The organism is Microbacterium sp. F2 (assembly GCF_052274505.1).
Taxonomy (GTDB): Bacteria; Actinomycetota; Actinomycetes; order Actinomycetales; family Microbacteriaceae; genus Microbacterium.
The window spans coordinates 15,205-32,812 of the sequence record NZ_JBNVBV010000010.1; the positions used below are offsets into that span (position 1 = coordinate 15,205).

The window sequence follows — 17,608 nt, forward strand, 5'->3', positions numbered from 1 at the left end:
GGCGGTGGAGACCGTGCCGAGCGAACAGAGCGAGGAGCTCTCGAAGCTTGCCTTTGGCAGCAACCACATGCTCGCGCTCATGGCCGAGATCGCGCGTTCCTCCGACGGGAAGTTCTCCACTCCGTCCGTGGCGAGTGCCACTGGACTGTCAACCAGCACGATCCACGCCCTGCTGAAGCGCCTCAAGCAGCTGGGACTTGTCCGACGCACCGATGAGGTCACCCCTGAGCGGATCAGGATCTACCAGCGTGCGGTGCATCCAACTTGGGACTACGCACTGCGACTCGAGGCCGAGGCTGACGCGCGAGCAGCCGGAACCTTCACGATCCAATGGGAGCCGACGCCCGCGGGACGGTAGCTCCCGCATCGACCGAGCACCTGGATGCCTAATCGGTATGGCATTCTTCCTCTATGAGCGTCGGCGAAGATCGCTACGAGTCGTTCGCGACCGCAGTTGAGGACCCGTACTTCGGCGCGCTCCTGGGAACGATCGACGAGCCAGGTGGCGCCTTTACCGCGAATCGCGCTGGACTCGCGACGATCGAGTGGTGGGACGCGCACGGAACGGGACCAACCTGCGCCGAGCTCATCGACGCTGTCTTCGAGATCGATGACTGGGACGCCACGATCGCCGATCCGGGCAGGACTGCTTTCGAGCGCCACGAACAACTCGAACTCCTGCACCGCTGGCTCATCAGCTACTGGACGAGGGTGGGAACAATCTCGTTCGTCCCCGGACACGATGACATCGTCAGGCCCGGCCGCATCGACATCACGACCGACGCGGGTCGCACGGAAGCCGAGTAGGTGGCTCATTTCGGATCAAGGAGGGCGCGTGCGAAAGGTCATGATCGGTGACCGCTCCGTCGTCGTCACCCATGCCGGCACAGAGGCAACCGAGTTCGGCGACATCCAGCGATTCCGCGTCGAGATGCCTGAGTCGGATGCCGTCACGCACCTGTCGATCCTGCGCTCATCCGCTGAGGTCGATGAGCGTGTGATGGCATCGGCGATCGACGCCGAGCTACTGCTCGGATCCGACGGAAGCACCGAGTCGGGCCTCCTCCGTGACCCCGGCGTCCGCGCCTGGCGCGATGAGAACCGATTCGCGATCGAGGCTGCTCTCGGCGAGCTTCGTGACGTGATCGCCGGGATGCCGCCCGAGCAGGTGAGCGACATCGAGCAAACGCTGCTACGCGCATTCGGGAAGGATGCTGACGCCGAGGAGCCTCGCCCTGCGTGAGGCCCCGCGGTTCGCGCTCGCTCGGGTCGACTTAGCATCGCGAGCACACGGGTAGCGGGTGAGACAGCCACTGTCCGATGTCACTAACAGGCGCGGCATCGACCCGTACCACCACAGCCTGAACCAGCGCCTACGCGTGAACCGAATGCATTCTGCGAGCACTGTGAATCCGATTTACTTGCATTAGTCCGAGGACTGCTCTACAGTGAGTTCAGCCCCGAGCAGAAAGTGGGGATCCGATTCACAAGCAGATTGGCTGGTAGCATGTACACACCCAGGGAGGCGCGCAACCGTCGTCTCGTCCTCGTAGATATCGAGAACATCGTGGGAGGTGGAATTTCCATGGCAACCCAAGTTCGTGCAGCCCAGATCGCGATCGAGGTGGTCGTCAGCCCTCGCCTCGATGACCAACTGGTGCTGGCATGCGGGCGCTTCAGCGTCGACATCGTCGGCTTCGAGTGGACGGGCCCCCACCGCCTCAAGTTCCGAAGCGGAATCGACGGCGCCGATCTGGAACTCCTCGATGTCCTCGAGAGCGAACGCGTCGGGGAGAGGTTCGCTGAGCTTGTTCTCGTGTCGGGCGATGGGATCTTCACCGACGCCATCTCGCGGTTGGCCATGACGAGTGGCATCGACGTCACGGTGGCGTCGCGACCAGATGCCTGTTCGCGCCGCCTTCGAATGGCGGCCAAGAGCGTTCTTCACATCGAATTCGACCCGAGTGCATTCATGGAGGCAGCATGAACATGCCGGCGCACGAAGGGCTTCTCGCCCCCAGCGACATCGCCGACCTTGCCGGCGTCTCGCGCGCCGCTGTCAGCAATTGGCGCAAGCGAATGAGCGACTTTCCGGAACCTACGGAGGGCACTGCTAGCAAGCCGCTCTTCGCCGCAAAGGATATTGAGGCCTGGCTCACGGCTCATCCCGACAAGCGGAAGCCGGATAACTCCGCGGACTCGAGCACGAGGGCGTGGGAGGCACGCCTCTGGGGAGTCGCGAACCTCTTCCGGGGGCATGTCGACGTGCATGACTTCGGCGAACTCTTCCTCCGTACCGCGGGCGAGTTCGTCGACGGACGACCCTCGCTCGCGTCACGCAACGTCAGTCAACGATCACTGGACGAGCTGCGCGATGCGCTCGAGACTATCCCGAGAGCGGATCTTCCCGCGGCGATCGACGGACTCCTCGAACGCACGTCCCGCGCTCTCGGCAAGGCGGGTGGCGAGACCGGATTCGTGGGATCACGCACCAGCACTTTGCTCGCATCCCTGGCGGCTGACGTCGATGGTGGAACCTTGTATGACCCCGCGTGCGGCATCGGCGTCGCACTGTTGCAAGCCCTCGACATGGGGGCAACGCCAAATCGCCTCGTCGGCAACGAGATCAACGCCACCGCCGCGGAGATCGCCCTCGGCCGCGCGGCGTTGCGTGGCGTAGACCTCGAGCTGCGAATCACCGATGTGCTCCGGAACGACCCCGATCCCGACCTGCGCGCGGACGTGATCATCGCCGAGCCTCCGTATGGGTTGCGTGTGGACCCCGAGACCACCCTGCTCGACCCGCGCCTGCGATTCGGGATCCCGCCGCGGTCCAGTGGCGACTCGTACTGGCTGCAGCATGTGGTAGCGCACCTGGCGCCGGGCGGTGTCGGCTACGTCCTCACGTCGCCCGGAACACTATTCCGCGGCGGCGCAGAGGCGAAGATCCGGAGGAACCTTCTGCTCGGGGGATGGGTACGAGCTGTCGTGGCCCTCACCGGCAAGATGCTGCCGCAGACGTCCATCGCACCGGTGCTGTGGGTTCTTGGCGAGTCGGAGCCATCTGCTCGCGGGAGCGTGCTCCTCGTCGATGCGTCGAAGGTCGAAGCGCCCGAGGCAGACGTCGCCGAGTGGCTCACAGACGAATCTTCGCTCGTTGGCGTGCCTCACGCGCGCGTGTCCGTTGACGAACTGGCAGCCGGAAACGCCGATCTCAGCCCCGCGCGATGGATGCTGGCAGAAGAGGTCGACAGCGCGCGACTGGTCGAGGACTTCGATCGGGCGTCCGCCCTGCTGCTCCAGGCGTCCACCGATCTGCCCACCACAGTGCGGTACTTGGAGCCGCCGCACATCCCCGGCGAACCTCCGGTGCTGACTGTCGCAGCGCTCGTCGAGGCGGGCGCGATCGAAGTCGCCCCAGCACGGCCGCCGCGGCAGGGAGACCCCGAGTTCGAGGATCGACGCGTCGACGCCACCGCGGTACGGACTCGCAACTTGGTGCCCGTCGCGCCCAGAGCGATTGACGAGCACGGGGCGCTGACCCAGCCCGGGGATGTGCTGCTGACAACCGTGGACAATGTCCGAGCGATCGTCGATGACGAAGGCGGCCACCTTCCTGTCGGGAGCATCTCCCGCATTCGGATCGTCGATCACACGAAGCTGGACCCCAATTATCTTGCCGACGTTCTCGCCGGCGAGTGGAACTCGCGGTTCGCCGCAGGCACCGCCATCCAGCGCATCCCAGTGCGAGAGATTGAGATCCCAGTCCCACCGCTGGCTCAGCAGCGGGCAATTCACGCCACCATCGACAAAGCACGCGAAGCGAAGCGACTCGCGAAGCAGGCCTCCGAGGCCGCCGATAGCCTGACGACAGCGATCCTCAATGCTGTACGTCATGGCGCTTCCCTGGCCAGCAACACCACCGAAGGAACCACCCGATGACGGAACAGCTCACGTTGACCGAGCTGGAGCAGTACCTCGCCCGCGCTGCCGACCTCCTTCGCGGCAGCATCGACCAGGCCGACTTCAAGGCGTACATCTTTCCGCTCATGTTCTTCAAGCGGATCAGTGACGTCTATCTCGAGGAGTTCGAGCAGGCACTCGACGAGTCCGGCGGTGACCACGAGTTCGCTGCGTTCGCCGAGAACCACCGATTCGCGATCCCCGCCGGCAATCTCTGGTCGGACGTCCGGGAGAAGACCGAGAACATCGGCACCGCGCTGCAGACCGCGTTCCGCGAGATCGAGAAGGTGAACCCCGAGACCCTCTACGGCATCTTTGGCAACGCGAACTGGACCAACAAAGACAAGCTGCCCGACCGCAAACTCGCTGACCTCATCGAGCACTTCTCGACCAAGACGCTCAGCAACGCGACCGTCGCACCAGATGTCTTCGGCAACGCCTACGAATACCTCATCAAGCGGTTCGCTGACCAGTCGAACAAGAAGGCCGGCGAGTACTACACCCCGCGCACAGTGGTCGGTCTGCTGGTGAACATCCTCGCTCCGCAGGAGGGTGAGAGCGTCTACGATCCCGCATGCGGTACGGGCGGAATGCTCATCGAGGTCATCGAGCATGTGAGGAATGCCGGCGGGAGCCCGAAGACGCTCTGGGGCAAGCTCTACGGTCAGGAGAAGGTGCTCGCAACGTCGGCGATCGCGCGCATGAACCTTCTCCTTCACGGCGTTGAGGACTTCAAGATCGTCCGCGAAGACACCCTGCGCAATCCCGCGTTCTACACAGGCAACCGGCTCGCGCGATTCGACAATGTCGTAGCCAACCCCCCGTTCTCGCTCAAGGCATGGGGCGACGTCGAATGGGCATCCGACCGGTGGGGCCGCAACCAGCTCGGCGGAGTCCCGCCGAAGGGCTACGCCGATTGGGCGTGGGTGCAGCACATGCTCACCTCGGCCGACCCGAACACGGGCCGGGTCGCGGTCGTGCTGCCACAGGGTGCGCTGTTCAGGCAGGGCGCCGAGGCGCGCATCCGCACGCACATCCTGAAGGCGAAGAAGGTCGAAGCCGTCATTGGTCTCGCACCGAACCTCTTCTACGGCACGGGCCTCGCAGCCTGTGTGCTGATCCTGCGTCATCAGCGACCCGTCGACCAACAGGACAAGGTGCTGTTCATCAACGGCGAGGACCTGATGAAGAAGGGCCGCAACCAGAACACCCTCGAATCCGAGCACGCGAGGGCGCTGTTCGACGCCTACCGTGGATTCGCAGACATCGAAGGCCGTGCCTACGTCGCCGACCTGGCCGAGATCGAGGGCAACGAGTTCAACCTCAACATCCCGCTCTACGTCGCACCCGCTGACACCGGCGAGAAGATCACTCTCGCCGACGCCCTGGCGAACCTCGAAGCCGCGCACGCGCGCACGCTGGAGACTAGAGCAGCGTTGGAAGCGGAGCTCGCGAAGTGGGGGTTGAGCGCATGACCGGCCGGATAAGCCAGCGTGAGCTGGAGAACTACCTCTGGGGCGCCGCCGTCATCCTGCGCGGACTCATCGACGCCGGCGACTACAAGCAGTACATCTTCCCGCTGGTGTTCCTCAAGCGCATCTCGGATGTCTACGACGAAGAGCACGCGACGGCGCTTGACACCTATGGCGACGAAGAACTGGCCGACCTGCCCGAGAACCACCGCTTCGCGATCCCGAACGGATGCCACTGGCGCGACGTTCGCGCGGTTACCGAGAACATCGGCGCGACCGTCCTGCGGGCCATGCGGGCCATCGAGTCCGCCAATCCCGACACGCTGCCCGGAGTGTTCGGCGATGGAGACTGGGGCAACAAGAACCTGCTGCCGGACTCGACGCTCGCCGACCTGATCGAGCACTTCTCGACGCAGACTCTGTCGATTGCGAACCTGCCCGAAGACGAGCTCGGCAACGGGTACGAATACCTCATCAAGAAGTTCGCCGACGACTCCGGCCACACCGCGCAGGAGTTCTACACGAACCGCACGCTGGTGCACCTCATGACCCTCATGCTCGAACCTCAGCCAGGAGAGTCGGTCTACGACCCGACCTGCGGCACCGGCGGAATGCTCATCTCGGCGACGGCCGAGGTGAAGCGCCAGGGCACGGAGTGGCGCAACCTCAAGCTCTACGGCCAAGAGCTCAACTACGGAACCTCGGCCATCGCCCGCATGAACCTCTTTCTGCACGGCATCGCCGACGGCCAGATCGCCCATGGCGACACCCTCGCGAGGCCTGCGTTCCTGAACGGCAAAGGCGGGCTGCGCACGTTCGACGTCGTGCTCGCAAACCCGCCGTACTCGATCAAAGCCTGGAATCGGGATGCCTTCGCGAAAGACCCGTACGGACGGAACCTGTGGGGCGTGCCACCGCAGGGCCGCGCCGACTACGCGTTCTTCCAGCACATCGCCAGGAGCCTCGACCCGACGACGGGGCGCGCCGCGATCCTCTTCCCACACGGCGTGCTGTTCCGCCGCGAAGAGGCAGCACTCCGCGAAGCGCTCGTGAAGTCCGACCTCGTCGAATGCGTGCTCGGACTCGGTGCGGGACTCTTCTACAACTCGCCGATGGAGGCCGTCGTCATCACGCTCCGCACCACCAAGCGCGCTGCGCACCGCGGCAAGGTGCTATTCATCAACGCTGTCAACGAGGTCGCGCGCGAACAGGCGCAGTCGTTCCTGCGCGCCTCACACCAGACCAGAATCCTCGACGCGTATCGAGGCTTTGCCGACGTTCCGCAGTTCGCGGCGGTCGCCACGCTCGGCGAGATTGCCGACAAGAGTTACAACCTCGCGATTCCGCAGTATGTGGCCGGCGTAGGTGCGACGAACGCAGGCAAGCAGGTCAACGTGGTCGGCGCACTCGCAAGCTGGCGTCACGCTACCGAGGCTACGGACGATGCGATCGTTGACGTACTCTCACTACTTCGCGAGGAGGTGAAGCCGTGAGCCTCGGCACTACCACTTCGCCCGGGAGCCGCGTTCGGTTCGGCGACCTCGTCGCGAACATCAACGACTACTTCTCGGCCAACGGCGACGGAGTCATGCCGTATGTGGCCGGCCCGCACATAGTCGCACGCCAGCCAAGTGTGGCGACATACGGCTCGACCGCCGACGAAGACTTCCCGCCGACCTTCAAGCGGAAGTTTCAGAGCGGTGATGTGCTCCTTCACTCGCGCGGAGTTGACAAGCTCGGATCAGTCGATCGAGGAGGAGTCACGGGCGAGAAGCTCTTTGTCCTTCGGTCCACGGACGAAGCTCGTCTTCGCCAACGCTTCATACTGTGGCTGCTGATGAGTACGCGGGCGCAGCAGCACATGGCGGACCATTTCACTGGCTCGGTGAATAAGTTCCTGAACTGGCGACCACTTGCGGACTTCGAGTTCGATCTCCCGACGCCCGACGAACAAGATCGGATCTCTGACCTGTTCTGGGCAATAGAGCGACACCGCCTCAGCCTGACATGCCTGGCTGATGCGCTCACGACCGCGGCCGACGTCCAGCTCGCTCAGTTGTGGGATGAGAAGGGGAACAAGCAGTCGATCGCCTCGATCGCCAGTTGCGTGACGGGATCTACCCCTTCAAAGGCGACCACCGAGTACTGGAACAGTCAAGACGTGCCGTTCTACACGCCTTCAGAGATCGAAGGCGACACCGTGCGACCCGCACGCCAGCAGGTGAGCCGAGCCGGTGCCGCCGTTGGAAGAACGCTCCCGAAGTACGCCGTCGCCGTCGCGTGCATCGGGGGCGACATGGGTAAGTCAGCCGTCGTTCTACAGCCGGGAATCTCCAATCAGCAGATCACCGCCATCGTCGGACTCCCCGAGGCGGACGCATATGCGATGCAGTCGTTGCTTGCGCATCCTCATGGCCGCCAAGCGATGGAGGCGCGCGAGACGACCACAATCGTGCGCAAGCTCAACAAGAGCGACCTGATGAAGGTGAAAGTCCCATGGCCTGTCGATCGTGCACCGTTGCAGCGACTGGTCGCCAACCGACGGCGGGCGGCGGCTGAGCTAACGGCGGAGATCGACGCGCTCGGTCAACTAAGGTCCGCCATGCTCGTGGATCTTTTCGGAGGAGACTGATGGCGCAGTTCAATGAGGCGAACTCCGTTCGTGACTTCGTCCGCGATCTGATCGCGTCACCTGACGTGGACTTCCTGCCAGGAAACCAGCTCCCGCGTCGCACCGACGAGGTGCTGCTCGAAGGCCTCGTAACGGGCGCGTTGATCCGCCTGAACCCCGAGATCTCGGCTGATCCGCGCAAAGCGGACGAGGTCATCCATGTGCTGCGAGCGATCCTGATCTCGGCGCGCAACAGCCCGCATCCCGTGGTCGCGAACGAAGAGTTAATGGCGTGGCTGACGGGCCAGAAGTCCATGCCGTTCGGTCCGAATGGCGAGCACACGACGGTGCGCCTCATCGACTTCGACCACGCCGAGAACGACTCATCGAACCAGTGGATCGTGTCGACCGAGGTGACGTTCCAACTGGGGCGTCTGGGTAAGCGGTTCGACGTGGTCCTCTGGTGCAACGGCTTTCCTCTGGTTGTCGGCGAGGCGAAGACGCCGATCCGGGCGGCCTACTCCTGGATCGACGCGGCCGCGCAGATCCACGACGACTACGAGGCGAGCGTTCCGCAGTTCTTCGTACCGAACGTGCTGTCGTTCGCGACCGAGGGTAAGGACTTCCGTTACGGCTCCGTTGGGATGCCGGTCGAGCTCTGGGGCCCGTGGCGCGAGGAAGGCGCCGCCCCCGACGCGCCGGCGAAGGTTGGCCTCGAGGTCATGAAGGACGCGGTGAAAGGCGTGCTGGCGCCGGCATCCGTTCTCGACTTCTTGCGGTTCTTCACGGTGTTCGCGACCGATGCGAAGCATCGCAAGATCAAGGTGATTGCGCGGTACCAGCAGTTCCAGGCGACGAACCTCATCGTGGAACGTGTGCTGCACGGGCGGATCAAGCAGGGGCTCATCTGGCACTTCCAGGGGTCGGGCAAGTCGCTGCTGATGGTGTTCTCAGCGCTGAAACTGCGCGCGATGGCCGAGCTGACGAACCCGACGATCCTGATCGTCGTGGACCGGATCGACCTCGACACGCAGATCACGGGCACGTTCAACGCCTCAGATGTTCCTGGTCTGGTCTCTACAGACTCGCGCAAGGAGCTGCAGACGCTGCTGACCCAGGGTGCTCGGAAGATCATCATCACGACGATCCATAAGTTCGGTGAGATCGACGGTGTGCTCGATGACCGGCACAACATCATCGCGATGGTCGACGAGGCCCATCGATCGCAAGAGGGCGACTACGGGCAGCGGATGCGCGAGGCGCTGCCGAACGCGTTCCTGTTTGGCCTTTCGGGCACGCCGATCAACAAGCGCGACCACAACACGTTCATGTGGTTCGGGTCGCCCGAGGACGAAGGCGGGTACCTGTCGCGGTACTCGTTCCAGGACTCGATCCGCGACGGCGCGACACTTCCGCTGCACTTCGAGCCCAGGCTGAGCGAGATCCACCTCGACCAGGAGAAGATCGACGCCGCCTTCGAGGAACTCGCCGCGGAGCGCAACCTGACAGAGGCCGAGAAGATCACGCTGTCCAAGAAGGCCGCTTCCATCGAAGTTCTCATCAAGGCGCCCGAGCGCATCCGCCAGATCGCCGACGACGTGGTCACGCACTTCACGGAGAAGGTCGAGCCGGAGGGGTTCAAGGCGCAGCTGGTCGCCTACGACAAGGCATCCTGCGTCGCATACAAGGAGGCGCTCGACACGATGCTGCCGCCCGAGGCATCCACCATCGTCATGTCGAAGGCGCGCACAGACCCCGCGTCATGGGCGCAGTGGACCCCGGGGGCCGACGAACTGGAGCAGGTCGTCGCACGGTTCAATGACCCGGCCGACCCGCTGAAGATCATCATCGTGACAGCGAAGCTGCTCACCGGGTTCGATGCACCGATCCTGCAGACCCAGTACCTCGACAAGCCGCTCAAGGAGCACACGCTCCTCCAGGCGATCACTCGTACCAACCGGGTGTACCCGCCGAGCAAGACGCACGGGCTGATCGTCGACTACCTCGGCATCTTCGACGATGTCGCCAAGTCGCTCGCCTTCGACGAGGCCGCCGTTCAACGGGTCATCTCGAACATCGAGGAGCTGAAGGCGGAACTCGCGCCCGCCATGGCCGCAGCCCTCTCGTTCTTCCCCGGCGTGGATCGCTCGATCGGCGGCTATGAGGGCCTGATTCAAGCGCAAGCTGCAATCGCCGACGACGGAGCCAGGGATGCGTTCGGGCTCGCCTACAGCGTCGTCTCGCAGCTGTGGGAGGCTCTGAGCCCGGACCCGATGCTCAAGGGATTCCGGGACGACTACAAGTGGCTTACGGATGTCTACGAGTCCGTGCGGCCTGCCGATATCACCGGCCGCCTCGTGTGGCACGCGCTGGGCGCGAAGACGATCGAGTTGATCAACGAGAGCGTGCACGTGGAGATCCCGCAGGGCGACGAGACGATTGTCCTCGACGCGCAGACGATCGAAGACCTGATGACAGGCAAGCGCAAGGACGTCTCCACCGAGGAGATCGAGAAGCAGATCACCGCGCGTATCGCCCGGCACCTCAATAACCCGGTCTTCATCGAACTCGGTCAGCGCCTCAACGCCCTCCGTGAGAAGTACGCCGACATCCAGCAGTCGAGCCTCGACTTCCTTCGCGACCTCCTCGAGCTCGCGAAGGACACGGTCGCTGCCGAGAAGGCCGAGAAGGAGATCCCGCGTGAGGAGCGCGGGAAAGCTGCGCTCACCGAGCTGTTCGAAGCACTCAAGGGCGACGAGACGCCGATCATCGTCGCCAACGTTGTCGATCGGATCGACGAGGTCGTTCGGGCCGTGCGGTTCGACGGCTGGCAGTCCACCATCGCCGGCGACCAGGAGGTGCGCAAGGCGCTCCGCCAGACGCTGTACATGCAGTTCAAGATCCGCGACAACGACGTGTTCGAGAAGGCACTGGGGTACGTGCGGGAGTACTACTGAGTGAGTGTTCGCCACGCGCCGCATTGCATGGCCGCGTCGAGCGAGAGGAGCACGCAGAGGCGTCGCAACCAGGTCAATGGGAGGGAGAAGCATGTCAGTCGTGTCCATGAAGCTCGACGAGTCCGTCGTCAACGTTTGCCTCGCCCATCAACGCTGCCCTCAGATTGGCAGAACGCCGTCTGTCGACTGTGACTGGCGTTGGATCTACGGGGTTGGGGTCGCGGTATACGAGTCGATCGAGGACCTGCTGGAACTTCGACAGCGCCTCTCGGTGGTGCGCGAGGGGATTCTGGCGCGCACCGGCATCGAAGACGCGCCTCGCATGCCTGGGTTCAGGGCGCATGGGTGGCATGCCACGAAGGACGGACCGGAGTTCGCCGAGCCTCTACTCAACGAGCTCGACCGGGGCGCCACCTTCAAGGGCCATGTCCGCTTCATCGTCACAGCGATCGCTTTGACATCGACGCAGAAGGACCAGGTCTTCGACTCGCTCTTCATCGAGTTGCTGCGAGTGCTGATGCCGCGGTACCGAGCGCATGAACTGATCGACATCGTCTTTGAAGCAGATCAGAGTCCGCTCTCGCGGTACGAAGCGATCATCGCCCAGACGCGACCTGGCACCGACGTGGCAGTGGGCACCGAGCCCAAGGGCGACTCTGGCCTAGCCATGGCCGACTACCTTCTATACGCAACGCTGAAGTATGTGGCGCGCGTGATGGAGTGCTGCCAATTGGAGGGCTGCGAAGTGCCGCACAACCCGCCCGAGGCGAACTCTGTCGATTACAGCCCCGAAGGCGGCGTCGAGCTTGCAGGCCATCTGACTGGTGGGGACCACGCACTCCGCATGTACAAGACGTTCGTTCGCAACATGTCCTCAGTCATCGAGCTGCCGGGCGTGGTTGGCCGTATCAAGTAATGGCGCTAGCGTTGGTTCCGCCCTTCGGGGAAGACGATTCGGTTGTATTCAACCGTCGAAACGTCCGCCCACAAGCGGGCGTCGGGCTACCGACAAGGTGCGATGCCTCGAAAGAGGTATCTGCCGTGGTATATATGCTTCCCCGGAGGGCACCTTGATTTCGTGGGAGTTGTTCTCCGTCCGAGCCCAGCTTTGGGGTCTGGAGCCCCGCTCGGTTGCCGAGTGGGGCACGTGGGCACGCAGCAACGAGCGATCCGTGTCGTTCCGGGCGAAGGGACGCTGGAGGCAAGCGCACCGTGCAGTAGGCCGCTTGGACACTGCCCATAAGCAGGCGCGCGCGATACTCGCGACCGGGTGGACGCCGTCTGAGGCAGTGCACGGGTTTGTTCGCGGAAAGAGCACCAAGTCCGCCGCCTCGGTGCATGCGGGATCGAGATCTGCATTGGCGCTCGATCTTGAGGACTTCTTTGGGCAGGTCACGTTCGACCGTGTCGCGGACGCTCTGCGGGCCCAGTTCGACGAGCGTTTATGTGACTGGATCGAAGGCGCTTGCTTCCGGGAAGGTGCTATCCCGCTGGGCTACCGCACAAGTCCCGTGCTATCGAACCTTGCGTTCCACAGGATGGACGACGAGATCCAAGACGTTGCCGACCGGTACGGCGTCCGCTACACACGGTGGGTAGACGACCTCACATTCTCTGGCACAGGTGTTTCCGATCAGTTGCTCGCTGACATCAAGGGGGTGCTTGCCTCCGGAGGATGGACGGTCAATGATCGCAAGACCAGATTCATGCGACGATCACCCTATGTCCTTGGGCTTTACGTCGGCCACGACGTTGACAAGCCCCGATTACCTCGCCGGATGAAGCAGCGGATACTGATCGAGACGTATCACTTCTCGCGGCTCGGCTTTGAGCACTTCGCTCACGAAGGTGTCATGTCGCCCAGTCGCCTGTTCGGTCGCGTCGCCTACGCAAGCGTGATTGAGCCAGAGCTCGCGAAGCTGCTCAACGAACGAGTGAGCGCAGGTCACAGGATCGGTCGTCCTCCGACAACGCCTTAGGCCGCGTCTGCGGCGGAGCATTGCAGACGCGCCGTCGATCACTCTCACGGACAAAGTGCCGACGCGGAACCGCACGCGCAATCTGAAATGTCCATATGGACACACCGTGGACATTTCATCTGCGAAATGGACAACTTCAAAAAAAACCTACACCTACAAGCTGTAGGAACCGCTCAGAGATGTCCACGACGACTCGACGAGACCGAGGAATCGCGGCTAAAGTGTCCGCGTCCAACGCGTGTGTCTACTCCTCGAGTTGTCCATCGCGGTTCGAGCTGACGACACCCGCCAGAAACATGTGCTCGCAGCTCATCGTTTACAGAGTGGTGACGACGGTACCTGCTGGTTTGTACAGCACAGCCAAGGCGGTAACGCCGACGATGGCGAATCCGAGCAGCGCGCTAGCCGCGATGGGCAGTCCAATGACACCGAGCCAGCCCGCGATCGGGTAGCTAACCAGAAAGCAGCCGTGCGAAAGTGCGAATTGTGCGGTGTATACCAGGTTGCGGTTAGCGGGGGTGGACGCGTCGGCTAGAAGCCGTGACGAAGGGGTGTTAATCAGCGAGGTACTGGCACCGAGCAACGCCCAGGTGGCAAGCAGCATCCACCAGCCCTCTCCCGTGGTCGTGGCGATAATCGTCATCGCGATGGCCGCGATCAGACCCGAAACAAGCGTCCAGGCACCGATGCTCATGGCGCACAAGACACCGATGCGGTCGACGATCCACGGGACGTTGAGGGCAATGATCAGGGAGCCGACCCCATACGCGCCGAGGGCGAGGGCGAGGGCGGTGTCATCCAGGTCGAACACGCCTTTGGTGTAGACGACGGAGTTGACCAGGACGATAGCGGTGCCGGCCGCGACGACCACGTTGGCGGCCATCAGGAAGCGGAGGCTGGGCGTGCGGGCGAACACGCGCAGCCCGGTTGGCAGCCGCTCCCAGAACGTGCCGGTGGACGCATCGGGTACGTGTGCGGGAAGGCGGGCGATGAGGACGAGGGTGGCGGAGGCGGCGAAGCCGACGGCGGTGCCCACGAACAGGTTGTTGTAGCTGATCACGGCAAGTAGGGCTGCGGCGATGACGGGGCTGAGGATCGAGTCGAGATCGTAGGCGAGGCGTGACAGCGCGAGGGCACGAGTGTACTGCTGGGGGTCGGGCAGCACGCTCGGGATGAGTGATTGGAAGGCGGGGGTGAAGGTCGCGGACGCGGACTGCAGCACGAACACGAGCACGTAGATCTGCCAGGTGTCCTGGACGAAGGGCAGGGTGAACGCGATCGCGAGTCGAACGGCGTCGGCGCCGACCAGAACGGCCTTCTTGGGGAGCCTGTCCACGAGCGCTGCAACCAGGGGTGCGACGCCGACGTAGGCGACCATCTTGATCGTCAACGCGGTGCCGAGCACCGATCCGGCGGCATCTCCGGCGATCTCGAACGCGAGCAGTCCGAGGGCAACGGTGAGCAGGCCGGTGCCGACAAGGGCGATGACCTGGGCGAAGAACAGCGCCCGGTAGGTGCCGTTGCGTAAGACGGTGATCATGGCGCCACAGGGCGGCTGGCGTCGGCTCCGGCGTGGTGGTGCGGGGCGGCGCCACCGAGGGAGTGCTCGGCTTGGAAGATCGCGTCCGTGACCAGCTGGCGCGCGTGTTCGTCGGCGAGGGCGTAGAACACGCGGGTGCCGTCTTGTCGGGTGGTGACCATACGGGCCAGGCGCAGCTTGGCGAGATGCTGGGAGACGGCGGCGGGTGACTTGTCGACGATGTCGGCGATGTGGTTCACGGACAACTCCCCGGCTCCCTCGAGCGCGAGGATGATCCGCACGCGGGTGGCGTCAGCGAGCATCGCGAAGACCTCGACGGCGAGCTCTACGTAGAGGCTGTCGGGGTCGCGGCCGCATGTCACGTTATCTGCATTCATACGCAGATTCTTCCATATGGAGGGATGGCTCGCCGCTGACGATGATGCTCAGTCGAGGTGGCGGGCGCGGTGCAGGAGCGCGTCCATGCCGAATTCAAGGTGTGCGGCGGCGTTGTCGTCGAGGAAGAGATCGCGGACGCTGGTGAGTGCGGGGAACGAATGTGCGGCGAGTTCCTGCTCGAAGCGGTGGGCGCCGTCCTCGGGGGTGGTCTGTTCTTCGTGGACGAGTCCGACCACGAGGTAGTTGAGGCTCCAGAAGGTGGTGACGGCGAGGTCGGGGTCGACGCCGGCATCGAGCAGCGCGGCAATCACCGCCTCCCCTAGCCGCAGGGTGTTGGTTTCGGAGACCCTCGTACCCGAGACGAGATGTGCGCCGTCGCGGTGGTTCAGAAGGACCTGGCGGTAGCGGCGGAAGATCTCTTTGACCCGGTCGATCGGCGGGTGTGGGAGGTCGTCGAAGGAGAGCTCGCCGAGAATGGCGTCTGCCATCAGGTCGAAGAGGCGCGCTTTGCTCCCCACCTGCAGCGACACCGAGTTGAGGTGAACGTCGAGATGTCGGGCGATCCCACGGAGGGTGATGGCGTCCGCCCCGCCGCGATCGAGCAGGGCCAAGGCGGCGTGGATGACGTCGCGGCGGGATAGTCGGTCGGCCACAGGTCTCTCCTCCGAGCTTGGTCAGTGACCAACACTGTAGTAGCTTGGTCACCGATCAAGGAAATTGGTCACTGACCAAGTAAGGAGTGGGACATGGGTGCGGGTCACAACCACGGTGCACCGACTACCGAGGCAGGAGCGCCCGGGGATCACCGAGCACGACTGTGGATCGCGTTCGGCCTGACGGCGACGATCGTGATCGCGCAGGCGATCGGTTCCATCGTCACCGGCAGCCTGGCGCTGCTGACGGACACCGCACACGCGATCACCGACGCGTCCGGTCTGCTGGTCGCGCTGATCGCGGCGACGCTGATGCTGCGGCCGGCTAATCCGAAGCGGACCTGGGGATTCCGACGCATCGAGGTGATCGCCGCACTCGGGCAGGCCGCACTGCTGCTGGTGGTGGGCACTTACGCCGCCGTCGAAGGTATCCGACGCCTGTTCGAGCCGCCGGAGGTCGCCGCGGGAGAGATGCTCGTGTTCGGCATCGTCGGCCTCGCGGCGAATGTGATCGCGATCGTGATCCTCTCCTCGAGCCGCGGCGCGAACTTCAATATGCGGGCAGCGTTCCTGGAGGTGATCAACGATGCACTCGGCTCGCTCGGGGTGATCGTGGCCGCGATTGTGATCGCCACGACCGGGTTCCAGCAGGCCGACGCGATTGCAGGGCTCCTGATCGCGGGACTGATCGTGCCGCGCGCGATCATTTTGATGCGCGACACCACCCGGGTGCTCATGGAGTTCACCCCTGCCGGGCTCGACTTGGACGAGGTACGCCGGCACATCCTTGAGCTCGAACACGTCACCGACGTGCACGACCTGCACGCATCGACGGTCGCCACTGGCCTGCCCACCCTGACCGCGCATGTGGTGGTCGAGGATGAGTGCTTCACCGACGGGCATGCCGCGGAGGTGTTGCACGAGGTACGCGAATGCGTGGCCGGTCACTTCCCGGTGTCGATTCAGCACTCGACCTTCCAGATCGAGACCGCGCACCTCACCGAGGACGAGCCAGCCCTTGTCCGCCACCGCTGAGCCGGGCCCCCCAGCGCCGCGGTAGCGGTCGGCGGAGGAAGGGTGTCAGAGCGTCGCGAGCAGGTTAGTGCAGGCCTGTTCACAGCGGCGGCAGGCGTCGGCGCAGACCCGGCAGTGCTCGTGCATGTCCGCGTGGGTGTCGCACTCGGCGGCGCATGCGGCGCACGCTGCGCGCAACGCCTCCAGCGCGGCACGAAGCACGGTGGTGTCCGTGCCGGTGTGGCGAGAGAGCAGGCGCGCGGTGGTGTCGCAGAGGTCGGCGCAATCCTGGTTCAGACGGATGCAGGTGGTCAGATCGGCGACCATCTCCTCGCTGAGACAGGCGTCGGCGCAGGTCGTACAAGCCTGGCCGCACTCGAGGCACGCGTCGATACAGGCCAGGAGCGCGTCTCGGTTGGCGATGTCGTTGGCTCGGGGGTGGGTGTCGAACATTTGGGCGGTGACGGTCACGGCCTTCTCCTTTGAATCGGTGAGGGGGTTACGTTACGTCGCTGTTCCGGATGCCGGCGACCCCCTTGGGTTACGGTGCGGGGGTATGGTACGGACGGTAGGCTGGACGGGATGATCGGCCTGTCCGCGTTGCGCCTGCGGCTGCCGCACCCGGTGCGGTGGCTGGTTGCCGTGTGCTTCGCTGCAGCGGTCATCGTCGGGTTGATGGGGATGCACACGATCTCCTCGGGACACACCGCCCCTACGACCTCGGAGAATGTCGAGATGCCGGGCGGGGCACCTCACCACTCGTCGGCGCCCGCGACCGGCGATGAGGATGCGGAGGCGTGCGCGTCGTGCAGCCCGAGCGGGGGCCATGACGTTCTGATGATGATGTGCGTGCTGGCGTTGCTGGCAGCCGCCCTCGTGCTGCTGGTCCCCCGCGCCGCATGGTCGTCTGTGTGGGAGCGGCATGCATTGCGTCCGCCGGTGACGCGGTGCCGGCCGGCCCCGGACCGGCCTCCCTCACTCCTGGAGCTGTCGATCAGCCGAACGTGACACGCACTGTCCCTGCCCTCTGGGGCGGGGGTG

General features: G+C 64.2%; 17 protein-coding genes. 13 read left to right on the plus strand and 4 right to left on the minus strand.

Features of this window, described 5'->3' with window-relative positions:
- The first annotated feature begins 4 nt into the window (after positions 1–4).
- From ACQVDU_RS14185 to ACQVDU_RS14235, 11 genes are all read left to right on the plus strand, one after another.
- On the plus strand, positions 5–358 hold the full coding sequence (locus ACQVDU_RS14185; protein ID WP_347425228.1) for a MarR family transcriptional regulator: 354 nt from the start codon (positions 5–7) through the stop codon (positions 356–358).
- 53 nt (positions 359–411) lie between these two features.
- Positions 412–807 carry a hypothetical protein gene (locus ACQVDU_RS14190; protein WP_347425229.1) on the plus strand — a complete coding sequence of 132 codons (396 nt, stop codon included), beginning with the start codon at positions 412–414 and terminating at the stop codon, positions 805–807.
- Positions 808–835: 28 nt separating this feature from the next.
- Positions 836–1,243 (plus strand): hypothetical protein, encoded by a 408-nt coding sequence (locus ACQVDU_RS14195; protein WP_347425230.1) that lies wholly within the window; start codon positions 836–838, stop codon positions 1,241–1,243.
- 342 nt (positions 1,244–1,585) lie between these two features.
- Entirely contained in the window at positions 1,586–1,987 is a 402-nt protein-coding gene (locus tag ACQVDU_RS14200) for an NYN domain-containing protein (RefSeq protein WP_443477495.1), read from the plus strand.
- A gap of 2 nt (positions 1,988–1,989) precedes the next feature.
- Positions 1,990–3,942, plus strand: a complete 1,953-nt coding sequence (locus ACQVDU_RS14205) for an N-6 DNA methylase (RefSeq protein WP_443477496.1) — start codon at positions 1,990–1,992, stop codon at positions 3,940–3,942.
- Complete coding sequence (locus ACQVDU_RS14210; RefSeq protein WP_347425233.1) at positions 3,939–5,438, plus strand: type I restriction-modification system subunit M; 1,500 nt, start codon at positions 3,939–3,941, stop codon at positions 5,436–5,438. Before ACQVDU_RS14205 ends, ACQVDU_RS14210 begins: the two co-directional genes overlap by 4 nt.
- Positions 5,435–6,928, plus strand: coding sequence for a type I restriction-modification system subunit M (locus tag ACQVDU_RS14215; protein ID WP_347425234.1), 1,494 nt, complete (start codon positions 5,435–5,437; stop codon positions 6,926–6,928). Before ACQVDU_RS14210 ends, ACQVDU_RS14215 begins: the two co-directional genes overlap by 4 nt.
- Positions 6,925–8,067, plus strand: coding sequence for a hypothetical protein (locus ACQVDU_RS14220; protein ID WP_347425235.1), 1,143 nt, complete (start codon positions 6,925–6,927; stop codon positions 8,065–8,067). The genes ACQVDU_RS14215 and ACQVDU_RS14220 overlap by 4 nt, the downstream gene beginning before the upstream one ends.
- Complete coding sequence (locus tag ACQVDU_RS14225) at positions 8,067–11,003, plus strand: type I restriction endonuclease subunit R (protein WP_443477497.1); 2,937 nt, start codon at positions 8,067–8,069, stop codon at positions 11,001–11,003. The genes ACQVDU_RS14220 and ACQVDU_RS14225 overlap by 1 nt, the downstream gene beginning before the upstream one ends.
- A gap of 100 nt (positions 11,004–11,103) precedes the next feature.
- On the plus strand, positions 11,104–11,919 hold the full coding sequence (locus ACQVDU_RS14230; RefSeq protein WP_300590734.1) for a hypothetical protein: 816 nt from the start codon (positions 11,104–11,106) through the stop codon (positions 11,917–11,919).
- Between the two features lie 373 nt (positions 11,920–12,292).
- Positions 12,293–12,982, plus strand: a complete 690-nt coding sequence (locus tag ACQVDU_RS14235; RefSeq protein ID WP_443477499.1) for a reverse transcriptase family protein — start codon at positions 12,293–12,295, stop codon at positions 12,980–12,982.
- Between the two features lie 316 nt (positions 12,983–13,298).
- On the opposite strand, the gene ACQVDU_RS14240 is transcribed toward ACQVDU_RS14235, so the two are convergent.
- From ACQVDU_RS14240 to ACQVDU_RS14250, 3 genes are read right to left on the minus strand one after another with little or no spacing between them, the layout of a single operon-like run.
- Positions 13,299–14,522, minus strand: coding sequence for an MFS transporter (locus tag ACQVDU_RS14240; protein ID WP_101305188.1), 1,224 nt, complete (start codon positions 14,520–14,522; stop codon positions 13,299–13,301).
- Complete coding sequence (locus ACQVDU_RS14245; protein WP_067121069.1) at positions 14,519–14,899, minus strand: ArsR/SmtB family transcription factor; 381 nt, start codon at positions 14,897–14,899, stop codon at positions 14,519–14,521. The genes ACQVDU_RS14240 and ACQVDU_RS14245 overlap by 4 nt, the downstream gene beginning before the upstream one ends.
- 48 nt (positions 14,900–14,947) lie before the next feature.
- A complete protein-coding gene (locus ACQVDU_RS14250; RefSeq protein WP_067121071.1) occupies positions 14,948–15,553 on the minus strand; it encodes a TetR/AcrR family transcriptional regulator C-terminal domain-containing protein in 606 nt (201 codons plus the stop codon).
- 93 nt (positions 15,554–15,646) lie between these two features.
- On the opposite strand from ACQVDU_RS14250, the gene ACQVDU_RS14255 reads away from it, so the two are divergent.
- Positions 15,647–16,588: a cation diffusion facilitator family transporter gene (locus tag ACQVDU_RS14255; protein WP_067121073.1), complete on the plus strand. Its 942-nt coding sequence runs from the start codon at positions 15,647–15,649 to the stop codon at positions 16,586–16,588.
- A 45-nt stretch (positions 16,589–16,633) separates the two neighbouring features.
- On the opposite strand, the gene ACQVDU_RS14260 is transcribed toward ACQVDU_RS14255, so the two are convergent.
- On the minus strand, positions 16,634–17,020 hold the full coding sequence (locus ACQVDU_RS14260; protein WP_067121088.1) for a four-helix bundle copper-binding protein: 387 nt from the start codon (positions 17,018–17,020) through the stop codon (positions 16,634–16,636).
- A 129-nt stretch (positions 17,021–17,149) separates the two neighbouring features.
- Here ACQVDU_RS14260 and ACQVDU_RS14265 point away from each other — a divergent pair, with 129 nt between their 5' ends.
- Positions 17,150–17,575 carry a DUF6153 family protein gene (locus tag ACQVDU_RS14265; RefSeq protein ID WP_067121074.1) on the plus strand — a complete coding sequence of 142 codons (426 nt, stop codon included), beginning with the start codon at positions 17,150–17,152 and terminating at the stop codon, positions 17,573–17,575.
- Positions 17,576–17,608: the final 33 nt, after the last annotated feature.